Genomic DNA, 15,940 nt, shown 5'->3' on the forward strand with positions numbered 1-15,940 from the left:
CCCGATGGCAGATATCGAGTTCTATTTCGATCCGGTGTGCCCGTTCGCCTGGATGACCAGCAAATGGGTTCGCAAGGTCCAGGCCCAGCGCGACTACACCGTCGACTGGCGTTTCATCTCGCTGCGACTGCTCAACTCGCACATCGACTACGACGCCCACTTCCCGCCCGAGTACGAGGCCGGCCACACCGCAGGTCTACGAGTGCTGCGGGCTGCTGCCGATATTCGTCGTGAGCACGGGTCGGACGCTGTCGGGCCTCTGTACGAGGCCCTCGGCAAGCACATCTTCGACACCGAGGTGGTGCCCGACGACGCTACGAGCCACGGCCATCGCGGCACCGCAGAATTCCTGGGGCCGATCCTCGAAGAACTCGGGCTGCCCACCCATCACACTGCAGCACTGGATGATTCGTCTCTCGACGAGGAGATCCAGGCCGAAACCGATCACGCCCTCTCACTCACCGGCAAGGACGTCGGCACGCCCATCATTGCCTTCGAGCCGCCGGACGGCGTCGCGTTCTTCGGGCCGGTGATCAGCAGACTGCCCAGCGACGAGGAGGCAGTGCCGCTGTGGGACAACGTGATCGCACTCGCTCGCTTCCCCGGCTTCGCCGAGATGAAGCGCAGTCTGCGTGAGCTCCCCCAACTGAAGGCCCTCGGGGTCCAGGAAGACGAAGCAGGTGTACAGCAGGACTGGCACGGAGGTAGCCGACGCCAGAAGAAGTGAGCTTCTCGGCCGTATCAGCCGCCCAAGACGTCGTCCATGCTGCCGACTTCCGGGCGTCCCGCGTCGAGGCCGTAACGCAGGTACACGGTGCCTTTACCGTCGACGGCCGGTGGCCCGAGCAACGTCAGGTTGCTGGGCACGGTGCCGTCGGCGAACACTCTCTTTCCCACTCCGAGAAGGATGGGATGCACCCACAGATCGAGTCGATCGAAAAGCCTCTCGCGCAACAGGGTCTGCACCAGATCGAGGCTTCCGACGACCTTGATGTTGTCGTGCCGATCTCGGATCTCACGCACCGCATCCACCAGATTCGGTCCGAGTTGGGTCGAACCGTCCCACCGCAGATCGGGTGTGCCGCGCGAGGCCACGTATTTCGGTATGGCGTTGAACAGCGTTGCGAACGAGCCTTTTTGGTTCGGCCAGTAGGCGGCGAAGATGTCGTAGGTGCGTCGGCCGAGCAAGAGCGCATCCGTGCCCTCGTATGCAGCGTCGACTTGCGCCCCGGAGACCTCATCGAGCAGAGGAGCCTGCCAACCACCGAAGGGGAAGTTCTCGGGATCTTCCTCGGGGCTTCCTGGTGATTGTGCGACGAGGTCGAGGGTGGCGAACAACTCCAACGTGATGAGGCCCATGATTGCTCCTGGTTCTGTAGGACGGAATCTTCTTCAGCTCAATACTTTTCGTAGTGTCTCGGCAAATTCGGTCGGTTTTCCGGTCTGACCGAATTCGCCGCCGAGGAATCCCGAGTGGCCGCCGGGAAAGACGATCGGCTCCGATCCGAGGAGCGCTGCAGTCGAATACGCTGCGCGAGCCGCGATGTGACCGTCCTCGGGACCGCCGGATTCTTCGCCCACTCCGATCACCACTGTGGTGGGAGCAGCACGCAATGCATCGACATCCGGCGCGAAATCGACGCCTCCCCCACGCATGTTGGACATCAGGGCATCGTCGCGGGTTCCGTCGTCCTCGGTCGGGAGGCCGAACTGCGCCGGGTCCGGTGCCGGGCGAGCGAAGAACGCGTCGTCGATGGGGCCTGCGTGCATGAGCAGCGACATGAATTCGGCCATGGCCGGGCCGCGGCCGTGAGCGTCGTACGTGGCCACCATGTGTGCGCACACTGTCGCGATGTTCTCGCGGTCCGGCAGAGTGCCTCCGGCGGGCGGTTCGTGGGCAACCAACGTCCGAACGTCGGACGTGTATCTGCTCACGAGCACCAGCGCATTGACCGCGCCCCCGCTGGAGGCGAAGACATCGACCGGACCGTGGCCGACGGCGGTGAGCACTGCATGCAGATCGTCGGCATGTTCGCCGACGGTGACCGCCGCGGTCGCGTCGTCTCGTCGACTACGTCCGACATTTCTCGGGTCGTACGTGACGACCACCCGGTCGCCGAAGTGCGATGCCAACGTACCGAACCCGCTCGCATCCATCGGTGAGCCGATGAGCACCAAGGGCGTTACCCCGGGCTCGAGCTCGCCGATCACGTCGTAGGTCAGGGTCGCACCGGGAACGGAAACGGTCTGTGTAGTCATGATCGGTTGGACCTCGGCGCGAGCAAAAACTCACCGGTCGTCACGCAGGCGCGCGTCGGTTACGAACTCGGCGCTGCTGGGCGTAATACAACAGTCCCGACGCGAACCTGGATGTGGCCGCCGCGGACGGCGCGAGTCGACAGATCACGCAGCAGTGGCGTCATCGCCGTCCACGGATGAGCCTCGATGTCCGCCCCTCCGAGTCGGCATGCAAGCTTCGCCAGCGGGGTCCACACCGCCGCCCGTCCGACGGGCCGCTGCATGTCGACGACGGCCACGATGCCGCCCTCGCGAGTGTGCGCGATCATCGACTCGAGAGCCGCCTGCCACGGCGTCATCAGCGAGAGCGCATACGTACTCAGCGCAGCATCGAACTCAGCCTCGCCCAGATCCGCGCTGGTGAGGGCCGTGGCGTCAGCAGCGACGAGCGTGACGTTGTCCCACCCGGCTCGGTCGGCTCGCCGCCTGGCCTGTTCGAGCATCTGTGAACTGGCGTCGACTCCGGTGATCGAGCCGGTCGGCCCGATCATCCGCTGCAGCCCGGCGAAGTTCAGTCCCGTCCCGCAGCCGAGGTCCAGAACATGGCTGCCTGCAGGCAGATTCAGCAGCTCGAATGCTGCCTCCCGACCGGCTCGATACACCGGCCATTCGAACGAGATCACGTCGTACAGGCGGGCCGACATCGTGTACTTGGTCGGTCGTCTCATGTCGGGTCTCTCCAGGGCGCGGGCATAGTGGGAAGTATGGGAATCCGTCGTTCGTCTTCGAGTGTGCCCGAGAACCGTGCCGACGTGGTTGTGGTGGGCGGCGGCACCGCCGGCATCGTGGCGGCGAAGACCGCGGCGGGCTTCGGCGTTCGCGTCGTGCTGATCGAGCGAGAGCGGACCGGAGGCGACTGTCTGTGGACCGGATGCGTGCCGTCCAAGGCGCTCCTCGCGGCGGCCTCGGCGGCACAGACGGTTCGATCCGCGTCCCGGTTCGGCATCGTCACCCAGCCGCCGATCGTGGACTTCGCGCGCGTGATGGAGCACGTGCACGGCTCGATCGCCGAGATCGCGCCGATCGATTCACCGGAGGCACTCACCGAGGCAGGAGTACAGGTGATCAGCGGGGACGCTGTTTTCACGGGTCCGAACCAGGTGAAAATCGGTACGCGGGTACTGCATTTCGGTCAGGCGATCGTGACCACCGGCGCGCATCCCACGGTGCCGGCGATCGACGGTATCGACAACGTGGACTACCTGACCAGCGACACCCTGTGGGAACTGGAGGACTTGCCGCAGCGACTGATGATCGTCGGAGCCGGGTCGGTGGGTTGCGAAATGGCGCAGGCATTCTCGCGTCTCGGATCGGACGTCACCCTCGTCGGACGGTCGGACACGATCCTGCCGCGCGAGCACCCTAAGGCCTCGTCGATCCTGACGCAGGCGTTGACCGACGAGGGTGTGCGCGTGCTGACCTCGACGTCCGTCGTGCGCATCGCCGACGGCTCGGCCGTGACCGATACGGGTGTCGAGATTCAATTCGATCGAGTGCTCATCGCCACCGGGAGAACTCCGCGCACGTCGTCGATAGGCTTGGACACGGCCGGTGTGGAAGTGGAGAACAACGGATTCGTTCAGGTCGACGAGCATCTGCGGACCACCAATCCTCGTATCTGGGCGGCCGGGGATCTCACCGGCCATCCGCAGTTCACGCACACTGCCGGTGTGCACGGCAGTCTGGCCGCGAGCAATGCGGCATTCGGTCTGAGCCGAACAGTGAGTACGACGGGAACTCCGCGAGTGACGTTCACTGATCCCGAGATCGCCTCGGCGGGAATCGATGTGCGGACCGCGAAAGAGCGTGGGTTGCGGCTGCAGGTGCTCGACCACCATCACGTCGACAGGGCCGTCACCGAGAAAGCGACGAACGGATCGACGACGCTGGTGCTCGACGCCAAGCGTCGGATCGTCGGGGCGTGTGTGGTGGGACCGCGAGCGGGCGAGACGATCGGGGAGCTGATCATCGCCATCGAGCAGGGGCTGCGTACTCGCGATCTCGCCGGGACCACGCACCCGTATCCGACGTACAACGACGGTCCGTGGAACGCAGCGATAGCGGACGTGAAGGCGCAGTTGGGTTCTCCGGTGATTTCCCGAGCAGTTGGGGCCTTGGCCAAAGGCAGGAGCCTATGGATCAGGAAAGAGCGCGATACCCGGCGATGATTCGCTGACCGGAGCTCACCGCGACCACCGCAGCCCAGACCACCGCGATCTGCCACGAGATACCCGGCAACAGTAGCCAGAGACTGTGCACCGCAATGGTTTCGGCACCCTCGGCCAAGCCGCCGAGGAACGACAGTGAGCGGCCGTCGTCGATGGTGCGGCCGTTCCGTTCGGCAATCGAGGAGAACGCCAAGAACGCGGTGCCGTTGATGTAGTACGCCAACAGCACCAGCAGGAACGGCCACCAGGGGGCGTCGTATGCGGCCGAGGCACCCACCGCGACGCCCACCACCGTCGTGCCGTAGACCACAAAATCTGCGGTGATGTCGAAGAATCCGCCGGCGCCGCCCGCATTGGAACGCCTACGCGCAAGTGGCCCGTCCAGGCCGTCGGCGATGCGGGAAACGATCCACAACACCAAGGCGAGCAACCAGAACTGCAGCCCCGCGGCCAGTGCACTCCCGAGGCCGAGCACCAGCCCGGCGGCGGTGATGCGGTCGGGTGTGATCGCGGGACGGTCGAGGGCGCGGACACAGCGATCGAGTGGGCCTTCGAGGTGGCGGCGCAGAAAGCTGTCGATCATTCGGCAGCGCCGGTCAATCCGAGACGTCGGGCCAACAGGGCCGAGCCTGCCGCGATCGCCAGTACCGCGAGCAGTGCGATGGCGAACGGCCACGAAAATGGCGACGTTCCATAGGCCCCGAGGGCGGTGTAGGCGACGGTCGCCGGCACGATGCCGACCATCGTGCCCACCACGTAGTCACGCTGACCCACCGCGCTGACTCCTGCCGCGTAGTTGACCAAGGAGAACGGCAGCGGCACCAGACGCACGAGCAGCACCGACAGCAATCCGCGTCGTCCGAGCATGGCGTCGAGTCGGCGGAGCCTGTCCCATTCGGTGCGGGCCACCTGGCCGCGTCCCAGCGCCCGCGCTCCCCAGTACCCGAGATACGCCCCCATCGTGGCGGCGAACACCACGACGGTTGCGCCCACCGCCAACCCGAACAGCAGTCCCGACGCGATGGTCAACGTGCTGGCGGGGAACGGAGTGGCCGACAGGACGGCATAGAGCACCACGAACAGCGCGATGCCCCACGGCCCGGCCGACGCCACTCGGTCACGGATGAACGACGGATCGGGTAGGTCGACGGTGCCGAGCACGATCACCAGAGCGATGACGACCACGGCAGCCGCGAGCAATTTCAGGGTGGTGCCGCGGCGACTACGCGTCGGGCGGTCCTGCGTCACGGTATGTGCCTCTCGTCCGGCGGTCAGGGTCCATTGTGCACAAGACCGGTGTGCCCGCGTGTTCAGCGGTTGTCTCATTCGACCGATTACGGTGGTGAGGGCAGCGTCGACGACGGCTGCTTCGGTTGATCTGGAGGGCCAACGGTGATTCGTTCAGTACGGTGCGCAGTGACGATTGCGGCGAGCGCAGGGCTGCTGCTGACCTCCTGCGCTGCGCCGGATTCGGAAGCTCCGATTGCCGAGGCGCAGTCGTGGAGCGAGATCGAACAGCAGGCGCAGGGGCAGACCGTCTCGCTGTGGATGTACGGCGGCGACGAGCAAGGCAATGCCTACGTCGACGACGTGCTCACCCCCGCGGCCGCTGCCGAAGGTGTCACGCTGCGCCGCGTACCGGTGGAATCGACGACCGACGCCGTCAACCGCATCCTGTCCGAGCGGCAGGCCGGGGTCACCGACGGCGAAGTGGACCTGGTGTGGGTCAACGGCGCGAACTTCGGCACCGGTAAGCAGGCAGGCGCGTGGCTGTGCGGTTGGACGCAGAATTTGCCGAACATGGAACTGACCGATCCTGAGGATCCGCTGTTGCTAGACGACTTCGGTACCCCAGTAGAGAACTGCGAATCACCTTGGCACAAAGCCCAATTCACCCTCGTCTACAACGCGGCAGCCATCCCTGATCCGCCGACGACATTCGACGGTGTGCTCGACTGGGCTCGCGCGAACCCGGGCCGCTTCACCTACCCCGCTCCCCCGGACTTCACCGGCTCGGTGTTCGTGCGTGAAGCCTTGATCAATGCCTCCGGCGGCGTCGACGAGGTTCCCGCTCAGTTCGATCAGAACTCCTACGACCGCCTTGCCCCGGCGTTGTTCGATCAGTTGAACGAACTCGCCCCGTCACTGTGGCGCGAAGGAACGACGTATCCGCAGTCCTCCTCCGAGCTCGACGCCCTCTACGCCGGTGGCCAGGTCGACATGACGATGACGTACGGCCCCGCGACCCTCCCGAAGCTCGTCGCCGACGGCACCTTCCCACCGGAGACACGCGTCCTGACTCTCGACGAGGGAACCGTTGGGAATGCGAGTTTCCTTGCCATTCCATCGACGTCGGGGAAGTCGGCCGCGGCACAGGTGGTCGCCAATCTCGCGTTGTCGCCCGAGCAGCAACTCGAGAAGGCGACGCCGGACGTGTGGGGGCAGTTCACCGTGCTCGATATCGACCGATTGCCCGATGACGCCCGCGCCCGGTTCGAGGCGTTGCCGAGTTCGACGGTTCTGCCCTCCTACGAGGAGCTCTCGGCCAACGCGCATCCCGAACTCTCGGCGGACTGGGTCACGCCGGTCGACGAGGGTTGGCGTCGAAACGTGCTCGCCGGTCAGTGAGCGCGTCCACGAAGAGCTTTCGCGGCACGGCGGCGGTACTGCCTGCCGTCGTGCTGGTTGTTCTGGTCGTCGGCGGCGGTCTCGGAACCGTGGTGCTGCAGAGCCTGGGTCTGATGCCGTTGGTCGGAACCCCCGAGCTGTCGGTCGACGCGTACTCCGCGTTGGGCGGTGACCTGTGGCGCTCGGTGGTGCTGACGCTGTCGATTGCCGTCGTCTCGACGGCGTTGGCCACGGTGATCGGGCTTGCCGCGGCGCTGACGGCCTTATCGGGCACGCGCGCTGTGCTCGTGGCCGCCGGATTGACCGTCACGGTGCCGCACTTGATCGGGGCGGCCGCGATGGCCCTGTTGCTGGCGGATTCGGGCATGCTGCCCCGCATTCTCGGACTCACCGACGGCGGTTGGCCGGAGTTGGTCGGCGGGCGGTGGTGGATCGCTGTCGTCGCCGAATATGCCTGGAAGGAATCGGCTTTCGTAGCCGTCGTCGTGGCCGGAACGCTCGCCACCCGAGTGGCCGCATTCGAAGAGACGGCGGCGACTTTGGGTGCCGGCCGGTGGGCTCGGCTCCGGTTGGTCACGCTGCCGTTGGCTCGTCCCGCGCTGATCGCGTCGGCGGCCATCGCGTTCGCCTATACCGTCGGCTCCTACGAGGTGGCCCGCATTCTGGGTCGACCGTATCCGGAGCCGTTGTCGGTGATGGCGATTCGCCTGTTCACCTCGATCGATCTTCAGACGCGTCCGCAGGCAGCAGCTGCCGCGACGATCGCCACCGCGCTGACGGTGGTCGTGGCCGCGGTGGCCCTGCACTATCTGCGCAGATCGGCGGTGTGGAAATGAACAGGGTTCTTTCCGCTGTCGGCAGGTCCGCTCTGGTCCTGTGGTTCCTGCTGCCGCTGATTCCGGTTGTCTTGTGGGCCATCAGCAATCGCTGGTCGTTTCCCGGATCGGTTCCGCAGGAATGGGGATTCGACGGCGTCCGCAGTGCCCTCGATGCCGGGGGCGTCGATGCGTTCGTGCGATCGACCATGCTCGCTCTCGCCGTCGCCGCTATCGCAACGCCATTGGGCGCGTTGGCCGCTCGCGCCCTGGTGAACGGAACAGTGCGTTTCCCCGCTTTGGTGGCCGTAGTTCTCTTCGCGCCACTGGCCCTGCCTCCGTTTGCCGTGGCGTTGGGACTCGATGTGCTGGTGCTGCGCTCGCACATTCCGAGCACGGTGGCGGTGATCGCGTTGCTGACCGTTGCGGCCATTCCGTACACGACGTACCTGATGCGAGTGGCATTCGGCGCGTACGACATCGGTTACGAGGAGGAGGCGCGCACACTTGGCGCGTCGAGTGCCATGGTGCTGCGGCGGATTCGCATTCCGCTGCTTGCTCCGGCGTTGGCGGGGGCTGCGTTGCTCGCGTTCCTCGTGGCGTGGAGCGACTACGTGATCACCTTGTTGATCGGTGGAGGCAGACTGGTCACCGTGCCCATTCTCGTCGCCTCGTTTGCTGCCGGGACCGGCAACGATTCGGTGGTGGCCGCCCTGTCGGTCGCTGCCGTCGTGCCGCCGTTGTTGTTGGTGCTCATGCTCGCTCATCTGCGTCGTAGGAATGCCCGATGAGCGTCGAACTGTCCGTTCACGGACTCACAAAAGTGCATGCCGGTCAATCGGTTGCGGCTCTGGATTCGTTGGATCTCACCGTGCCGCCGGGTTCGTGCACGGCGATACTCGGGCCGTCGGGCTCGGGCAAGAGTACGGCGCTACGAGTCATTGCCGGGCTGGATTCACCCACCGCCGGCACGGTGCAGATCGACGGTCGCGAGGTGAACGGTGTTGCGGCCGAGGACCGCGGAGTGGGGATGGTGTTCCAGCGTCCGATGTTATTCCCGCACATGTCGGTACTCGACAACATCGGCTTCGCGTACCGCGCTGCCGGGGAGAGTCGCAAGCGGTCGCGCGAGCGGGCCCGGGAGTACCTCGACCTGGTGCATCTCGGTGACATCGGTGATCGTGCTGTCTCCGAGGTGTCGGGCGGGCAAGCCCAGCGGGTGGCGTTGGCGCGTTCCCTCGCCGGCTCCCCGCGAGTGTTGTTGTTGGACGAGCCCTTCAGTGCGTTGGACCCGGTGTTGCGCACCGAGATGCACGACCTGGTTCGTGAATTGCGTTCGTCGCTCGATCAGACTCTGCTGCTCGTCACCCACGATCAACAGGAGGCGGCGGTGCTGGCTGATTCGCTGGCTGTGCTCATCGACGGCCGGTTGGAGCATCACTCGGATATCGCGACGGCCTACACGCGTCCGAGCACGTTGGCAGTCTCGCGACTGATGGGCGGGATGAACGAAATCGAGGGGCAGTGGGATGGGACTGGGGTGCATCGCTCCGAGCTCGGGGAGTTGGAGGTTGACGGGGTTTCACTTCCCGCTGGTCCGGCGGTGTTGCTGTTGCGACATGAACTGATTGCGCTGAATGACAACGGGATTCGTGGGGTTGTTTCGGGTTTGAGGCCCGCCGGATTTCGCAGTATCGCCGAAATAACGGTGGGACCGGTGACCGTGAAGGTGGAGTTGGTGGCGGGATCTACGGTGCGAGTTGGAGATGCAGTGGAGTTGAAGATTCCGGGTGGGGCGAGATTTGTTGTTGAGGGTTGAGCCCCAAGATGTGGCGGTACTCCAATTCTTGCACCCGTGCGGGGCCAGTTTGGTGGAAGCGACAGCCGCTGCACCGCTCGCAGGTGTGCTCATGAGCGAGGGCCCAAGAGACCGTTTGATTGCGTCAGGCAACATCGCTTAGGTGACTACCTCCCAAGAACGCGACTTCGAAGACGCCAAATCCATCTACTTCCACGAAGTAATACGGCAAGCAAGCTTGTTTGCCTACGGCATTGAGCAGATTGAATCGGCGCTACACCACCACCCGCCAGCCGAACGAAAGGATGGCGTCATCTTAGCGGCCGGAATCACTGTGGCCCTCGCGGCCAGCGGGGTCGTATCAAAGCTACTCTGGCCCATTACTAGGGACTCTTGGGGTATCAGACGCGGTCGGTCTCTGCGGAGCGCGCTGGCTGTGTCCGACGGCTCTGCGCTTGAGTCCCGCGACGTGCGTGACTCGCTAGAGCACTTCGACGGACGACTCGATGCCTTCTCGCGCGAAACCTACAACACGTTCGGCTCTTTCCACTGGTTGGTGATGTCACATCGGCACCCCCTCGGTGACTCGAACGCGATGCCTATCCTGCGCTATATCGACCCCGCGACCCTGATCATCAGATTGCCTGGCCGAGGGCCTACGGAGACGGGCGGGCGGTGTCTCTCGATTTGCGCTCGGTAGGACACGAGCTGGAGCGGGTTCGCAACAACGCACATGAAATCCTCAAGGGAAGAGGTTAGCGACAACAGCTCATCGGCGGATACCCAACCGTGACGGTTTGTAGAGGAACGCAAAATCGAAGCTCAACAACTGACTACTCGGCTGGCCGCACGATGCGTCCAGCAGCCATCTCGCGTCTACCTTTCCAACTGGTTACGTCGGTGGTGAACTCTTCTTGTGGCCTGCTATACCACCCGTAATCTGTCCGCGGCGCGACGACATCAAACCCATTTTGATCCGCTGAGAACTGTCCTGGCCCGCTGGGGTTTATGAAACGAGACGCGAGATGGTCGATTTCGAATTTTCCGGCAGTGATCGCGTCTTCGACACCATCTCGGAGGGGTGCAAGATTTACGCCCGCGCCGCGGACTGCATAGAAAAACTCAATTAGCTCACGGGGGTCTTCATTTGCATGATCTTGTTCGCTGAGATTCGCCAAGAATTCGGACAAGACCGCGGGCAAGGTCGCCTCCAGAACGGAGGGCCACCACTGCTGACCTCGCAGCGTGAGGGAGCCTCGTGCAGCACTCAATAGGGCTAATCGCCTTCGTGTAGAGGGGGCGCGCTCAAGAACCCTAATAATCGGTGCGGGATCAGCCTCACCGGAGATAGCCGGCACTACGTCTGCGCCGATCCAGTTCGTCGTCACATCCTGCAGGGTAAGTGTGAATCGGCCAGAGGCCCCTAATGTGTCGAGGATTGGCACAACTACTTCCAGTAGCGACAAGCAGGATGCATCTATGTCAACCGGTGTTGCATTATCTGCTAATGCTTGCGTGAACGCGTTTTGTGCTTTTTCAACCGCAAGCAGTGCAAGAATCGGATCTTCACTTTGAAGAAGTCCAACTAAGCTTTCACCAGCACCGGTGAAGGCTTTGTAGATTGCTCGATTAACCTTGCTATCGGGCACATCGTAAGCATCCAAAATCGTCATTGCGAAGTAGCGGCCAAAGTAGTTTCCCTGCGCGACACCCTGCCGTCGGATTATCGCAGCATCGTCACGCAGCTTCGGGAACAACGTCTCCAACATTGCGGTCGCATGCGTCTTCTCCGAGAACTCCAGGCCATCGAGTAGGCGGTCCGTCGAGAAATACTCAGAGGAGGTGGTCCTGCTGTCTCCGGGAACGTGATTATGGCCCGTCACGAGCTCGTGCTGAAACTGGGGCAGTCTGTGATGGATCTCTGGGAACGCTGTTCGCAATAGTGCGAGAATGACTACGTCTTCAATGTCGGTCTCTCCATCTAGATGCATGCCGAATTCATAGTCCAGTTGTGCAATATAGCGGCCGATCGCCCTCGGCGTCGTCAGTGTGGCACGCATAGTCGAGGACAAGCCGCGGACTATATCGAGAGAGGCGCTCGAATTGGGTCGATGACGTCGCAGTACATCCTCAAGCTGCTCATTGAGCAGAGTCTGAATCTGCGCGCCAATGAGGGCTGGAATCGCGACCGGGTACTGAACCATTTTTTCGATGTAGCGACGTGCGGCTGCGGGGTTCTGCGTTGCACCCGCGGTCACTAGCGTGTGCACTAGCGACTCGTGGTCGTAAGCGAGGAGATACTGCACCCCCGGAAACCTACCGAGCAAGCGCACGACCTTGAGGACAGCTAGTAGTTCGTTGCCCTGGAGACGGTCGACGTCGTCAACCACCACTAGGACACGTTGTCCGTTGCCAAAGATCTGAGCGGCGGCGTCACTAAACGCCTCCTGCCAGGGCTTTTCGGCTATCAAGGCTTCAGCTGCGGAGTTCGCGGCTTCAGCTGTCACTCCACCGCCCACAGGTATAGCCGTCGCTGCGGGCGCAGCAATTCGCAGCAAGGTGGCTAATACCCGTCGCGCGTTCTTGCGTCTGTCCGTCGGTAGTGCCGTAGTCAGGGCTGAGTAGAACTCGTCTAGCAGGCCATTTACGTTTTGGGTTGCCCAAGGTGTGAACCACACAACGGCGTAGTCGGCGGCGAGCGCGTCGAGTGCATCCTCGACTAGGTTGATGAGCGATGTCTTGCCGCTCCCCCATGCACCGGTCAAGCCAAACACAGTGCTCGACGTCCACGAGTGGGTGCCAGCGATCAGTTGCGCTACGCGAGCAGCATGGCTTCCACGCGCGAACTTGTCCGCCGCGTCGGTCGTGATCGGTTCATCCGTCCAGTCCTGCGGAGTCATTCGTCAACCGTAGCCAGATGTCGGTCTTGTGGCACGACAAAATGATCTCCCGCCTCAAGACAGGGTCAGATTTTCCGTCGACATTGAATTGGTCATCTTCATTGCCGCAGCGCCGGGCTCGAATATCGTCGCTGAAACGGACTTATAGGCCGCCTGTCGATTAGCCTGAGTTCTAGAGGCTGATCAGGGCATCGCCCACGAAGTCATGCTCGATCGCGGTTGCGAGGGTGGCCCGAAGGCGCGACCGCTGTCGGTAGTCTCGGCACAGCTCCACAGCGATCTCTCGCACTTGGAAGACCCATTGCGTAGAAGGGCTTCCATCGTAGCTTTTACGAAGATCGCCCAGCAGAACGGTTGGGTCTAGTCCATCAGCTTGGTCTGGGGCCAGTACTCCTGCTTGCACCAAAGCAGCCCTGACGATGGCTACGATAGATTCGTCGGTGGTCCGTTCATAAGCCCGTTGCGGCGCGGATTCTACTAATTGTTCAAGCAGGTTGGTCGCGCGTGCTCCGATAGAACCGGAGCTAATTGCCTGGAGGCTGACAAGGAGCGTTCGCAGAGCTCCTGCGCTGTGATCAGCCATGAGAGCGTTAATCTCCCGCCACACCGCGAGTGCTAGATCGTCGGACTGCTCCATCATTGGAACGAGTTCGTGCGCAAGCCTGTTGATGTGGGATCCTATTGGGCCGGTCACCAGCTTCAGGGCGGCAATGGCCAACTTCTTTTCGTAGACCGGCGTAGCCGACGCAAAGCCATCTTCGAGGGCATCGATCGCTAGTATTGATCCGGGCATCACAAGGCGGTTCACGGCGCTACTGTGATCGGAGTCGTGGAGTCTCGACACGACGGAATCTCGTAGTTCTCGCCTTTCGGAGAAGATGTGACCCGCGGCCAGCAGCCATGTGTTGCGCCAATGCGCCGACGTGACAAGCATTTGGAGCCTGTCAGCCGAGTCTTCCCGCGCCATCACACTTCGAGCTGCGAAGAACTCCGCGAGTGTCCTTACCTCGAACGCAACACCTGCCATCCTGGGCACCAGAAGAACCAGACGTTCCCGCGCCAAGCGTAATAGTTGTGTTACCAGCGCATCTAGGTTTCTATGCTCCTCAGCCTCCAAGATTCGACGTGCAATGGCTTCAAGATCTTCAATCGGAAGGATCGATTCCGCCTTACCAGCGCGCTCTGCACGAGCATGTATTGCAAGTCCACATGACTGATGCAGTTCGTCGAGTTGCGGTCGATATAGTTCCAAGATTGCGCCATTACCGCCAGGTTTATTGCATTCTCGCGCGTAGATAACATCGTAATATGCTTTAAAGAGCGCATAGCGACTGGCGGGTGCACGCTTACGCTGCTCGAGCAAAAGACTCAGGATTGTCACCTGCAATGGCGAGGTCATCATTCGGGCAGTTTCTCCGTTGGTAGCTGCTTTGCGGAGTCGTTGCAGAGTCTCTTCCTGTCGGTCAGGGTCACCCTGAAATCGCGACGCCAGTAACCTATCTGCGTAGTGGATGGCGTCTCTGGGTGGTAAGGGCATGAGATGTAATTCTTCGTAATCTATTTCGTCATCATGCTCGAACCCGACTGGCCGCGACGTACACACAATAAGGAGGTCTGCCTGCATCGCGGCCATTTCGGACAAAAAGTCTTTGATACATGCGGTTACTGCCCCGCGGTTGTCAGCAGAAGCGACTTCGTCCATTCCATCGAGTACAACTAGCACTGGCCACTGTTTGATGAGTCGGGCAATCTCGTTGACTCTGATGTGGTCTGATGCCCGGTGATTGAGCAGAGACACTATGTGTTGCAGCAACGTTAGTGTTTTCGTCTGCGTGAGTTCATCTGCAAACGTGCTAAGCACAACCCGGATCGGCAACCGATGGAGGCTTGGCGTGGGTAGGCAGTCGACGTCGAACGCCGTGCGGATCTGCGAAGCAATCCCGGCAACCTGTGCGGTTACTCGGCCGGCAGCCGCTTTCTGGAGCAGCGCTACGCGATAGATCTGGCAAAGCAGGCGGGACAGTGTGGACTTTCCTGAACCGGGTCCTCCGAGGACGATAAGCCGGTCATGGCCGGCCGGGTGAAGTGCGGGACTGAGTATCTGGTCGGCCGTGTTTACCAACGTTTGCAGGGCATAGTGCGTTTCGTTGCCGTTCGCTCTTGTTGATACAGGAAGGTCTACGGCGATTTCGGCCAACTCCAATGGAGTGTTCACCAAGTCACCCGACTCTCCCAATTCGATCTTAGTATCGCTGGTCAAAGACGTCCGGACGTAGTTGATCCAGGCCCGAACGAGCCTTTCGTCGTCCTGGGTTACGTGATCGTAAAGGCGTGCAATTACATCACCCGGCAGGATGAGATCGGCATATCGCCGTGAGACTTCCTCATTGGTCTCAAGCAAACGATCTAGGTACTCGGCGTGCCAGACGTCGTAATCTACGAACTCTGGCATGCCAATTGGACGGGGCGGTCGACTGTCGTCCATTTTGTCGCGAAATTGCTCGAACAGCGCTTTCAGACGGTCCAGTCCGCCGTTCTCCGAAACTGCAGTGAGGGGGACGTTAGTTGCAATTATGAAGTACATGGGTTGATGCTTGCGCCGCGTCTTGCTTGTGTCGATCCATGCATCGAGTTCTGCCGTGACCTGCTCAAAGAACCATTTTTGATCCGCAGTAGTTGTAGACAGTCGCTCCTTGTACTTGGCTTGGATTACTCCATATCCGTTCCAAGTGCCCTTGCCCTCCATGTTTACTTCACCGTTGAACGTGGCTTCTCGTCCTCCGTCGGGGCCCGCACCGAAGATATCGACACCATGGCCGAGGTAGTTCAAAGCAAGTGCTTGCACTAGGTGTTCAAAACGGCCATTCCCCAGTCGCGTGAGATCGTAGGTCACAACTGGAACCGTAGCGCGCGCCGTACCAAAGCCAAAGACGGGAGCGTTCAATTGCAGTTCCTCGTCGAGGCACACCGACAGAAGCGGGTCACACAGCGGGCGCGCGGTGAGGCTAAGAGGGGACTTGCGTCTAAAGCAGAGGTGCGCTCGATCGTGACTTAGAGCCCGGTGTCGGTGACTGCGTTGCCGATAAGTGGCGCATGCTCGCTGCGGCATACCTCGACCGAGTCGAGGCTGGCATGGCCGGTCTGCCGGGCCGTGGCGGCACCGTCGGCACCCGTTGCAGGTGCCCGTTGCAGGTGCCCGGGGTGACAAAGTGCCGTCGGTTCCTAACCAACGTGTGCGGCGCGTCGGCGGATGGTCTGATCGGCCCAGGGATTTCGGACACTGGACCCGCTTAGAATAGGGATCTACCGAAATGAGTCCGACCAGCATGAGCA

The 15,940-nt window shown here is 62.1% G+C and carries 13 protein-coding genes; 6 read left to right on the forward strand and 7 right to left on the reverse strand.

The window, feature by feature from the left end:
• Window positions 1-4 precede the first annotated feature (4 nt).
• The gene (locus R3P93_RS13960; RefSeq protein ID WP_094669901.1) at window positions 5-727 is read left to right on the forward strand and encodes a mycothiol-dependent nitroreductase Rv2466c family protein; all 723 of its coding nucleotides are present in this window, start codon (window positions 5-7) and stop codon (window positions 725-727) included.
• Window positions 728-741: 14 nt separating this feature from the next.
• Here the strand turns inward: R3P93_RS13960 and R3P93_RS13965 are convergent, their stop codons facing one another.
• The 3 genes from R3P93_RS13965 to R3P93_RS13975 are packed head-to-tail and all read right to left on the reverse strand — an operon-like array spanning window position 742 to window position 2,966.
• Window positions 742-1,359 (reverse strand): dihydrofolate reductase family protein, encoded by a 618-nt coding sequence (locus tag R3P93_RS13965; protein WP_317533262.1) that lies wholly within the window; start codon window positions 1,357-1,359, stop codon window positions 742-744.
• 33 nt (window positions 1,360-1,392) lie between these two features.
• Complete coding sequence (locus tag R3P93_RS13970; protein WP_317533263.1) at window positions 1,393-2,259, reverse strand: alpha/beta fold hydrolase; 867 nt, start codon at window positions 2,257-2,259, stop codon at window positions 1,393-1,395.
• Window positions 2,260-2,318: 59 nt separating this feature from the next.
• Window positions 2,319-2,966 carry a class I SAM-dependent methyltransferase gene (locus tag R3P93_RS13975; RefSeq protein WP_317533264.1) on the reverse strand — a complete coding sequence of 216 codons (648 nt, stop codon included), beginning with the start codon at window positions 2,964-2,966 and terminating at the stop codon, window positions 2,319-2,321.
• A 63-nt stretch (window positions 2,967-3,029) separates the two neighbouring features.
• Between R3P93_RS13975 and R3P93_RS13980 the strand changes: the two genes are divergently transcribed.
• On the forward strand, window positions 3,030-4,466 hold the full coding sequence (locus R3P93_RS13980) for a dihydrolipoyl dehydrogenase family protein (protein ID WP_317533265.1): 1,437 nt from the start codon (window positions 3,030-3,032) through the stop codon (window positions 4,464-4,466).
• Here R3P93_RS13980 and R3P93_RS13985 read toward each other — a convergent pair.
• Together R3P93_RS13985 and R3P93_RS13990 are read right to left on the reverse strand one after the other, a co-directional pair.
• Window positions 4,438-5,049 carry a CDP-alcohol phosphatidyltransferase family protein gene (locus R3P93_RS13985; protein WP_317533266.1) on the reverse strand — a complete coding sequence of 204 codons (612 nt, stop codon included), beginning with the start codon at window positions 5,047-5,049 and terminating at the stop codon, window positions 4,438-4,440. The two genes, R3P93_RS13980 and R3P93_RS13985, sit on opposite strands and share 29 nt — an antisense overlap.
• Window positions 5,046-5,714 (reverse strand): TVP38/TMEM64 family protein, encoded by a 669-nt coding sequence (locus R3P93_RS13990; protein ID WP_256989370.1) that lies wholly within the window; start codon window positions 5,712-5,714, stop codon window positions 5,046-5,048. Before R3P93_RS13990 ends, R3P93_RS13985 begins: the two co-directional genes overlap by 4 nt.
• 168 nt (window positions 5,715-5,882) lie before the next feature.
• Here R3P93_RS13990 and R3P93_RS13995 point away from each other — a divergent pair, with 168 nt between their 5' ends.
• From R3P93_RS13995 to R3P93_RS14010, 4 genes are read left to right on the forward strand one after another with little or no spacing between them, the layout of a single operon-like run.
• Window positions 5,883-7,094, forward strand: a complete 1,212-nt coding sequence (locus tag R3P93_RS13995) for an ABC transporter substrate-binding protein (protein ID WP_317533267.1) — start codon at window positions 5,883-5,885, stop codon at window positions 7,092-7,094.
• Entirely contained in the window at window positions 7,091-7,930 is an 840-nt protein-coding gene (locus R3P93_RS14000) for an ABC transporter permease (protein WP_317533268.1), read from the forward strand. Before R3P93_RS13995 ends, R3P93_RS14000 begins: the two co-directional genes overlap by 4 nt.
• Entirely contained in the window at window positions 7,927-8,700 is a 774-nt protein-coding gene (locus R3P93_RS14005; protein WP_317533269.1) for an ABC transporter permease, read from the forward strand. The genes R3P93_RS14000 and R3P93_RS14005 overlap by 4 nt, the downstream gene beginning before the upstream one ends.
• On the forward strand, window positions 8,697-9,728 hold the full coding sequence (locus R3P93_RS14010; protein ID WP_317533270.1) for an ABC transporter ATP-binding protein: 1,032 nt from the start codon (window positions 8,697-8,699) through the stop codon (window positions 9,726-9,728). Before R3P93_RS14005 ends, R3P93_RS14010 begins: the two co-directional genes overlap by 4 nt.
• 812 nt (window positions 9,729-10,540) lie before the next feature.
• Here R3P93_RS14010 and R3P93_RS14015 read toward each other — a convergent pair.
• Window positions 10,541-12,607: a P-loop NTPase fold protein gene (locus R3P93_RS14015; protein WP_317533271.1), complete on the reverse strand. Its 2,067-nt coding sequence runs from the start codon at window positions 12,605-12,607 to the stop codon at window positions 10,541-10,543.
• A gap of 172 nt (window positions 12,608-12,779) precedes the next feature.
• Window positions 12,780-15,500 (reverse strand): NACHT domain-containing protein, encoded by a 2,721-nt coding sequence (locus R3P93_RS14020; RefSeq protein WP_317533272.1) that lies wholly within the window; start codon window positions 15,498-15,500, stop codon window positions 12,780-12,782.
• Window positions 15,501-15,940 lie beyond the last annotated feature (440 nt).

Origin of the sequence: Rhodococcus cerastii (assembly GCF_033042195.1) — a bacterium.
In the GTDB taxonomy this organism is placed as follows: domain Bacteria; phylum Actinomycetota; class Actinomycetes; order Mycobacteriales; family Mycobacteriaceae; genus Rhodococcoides.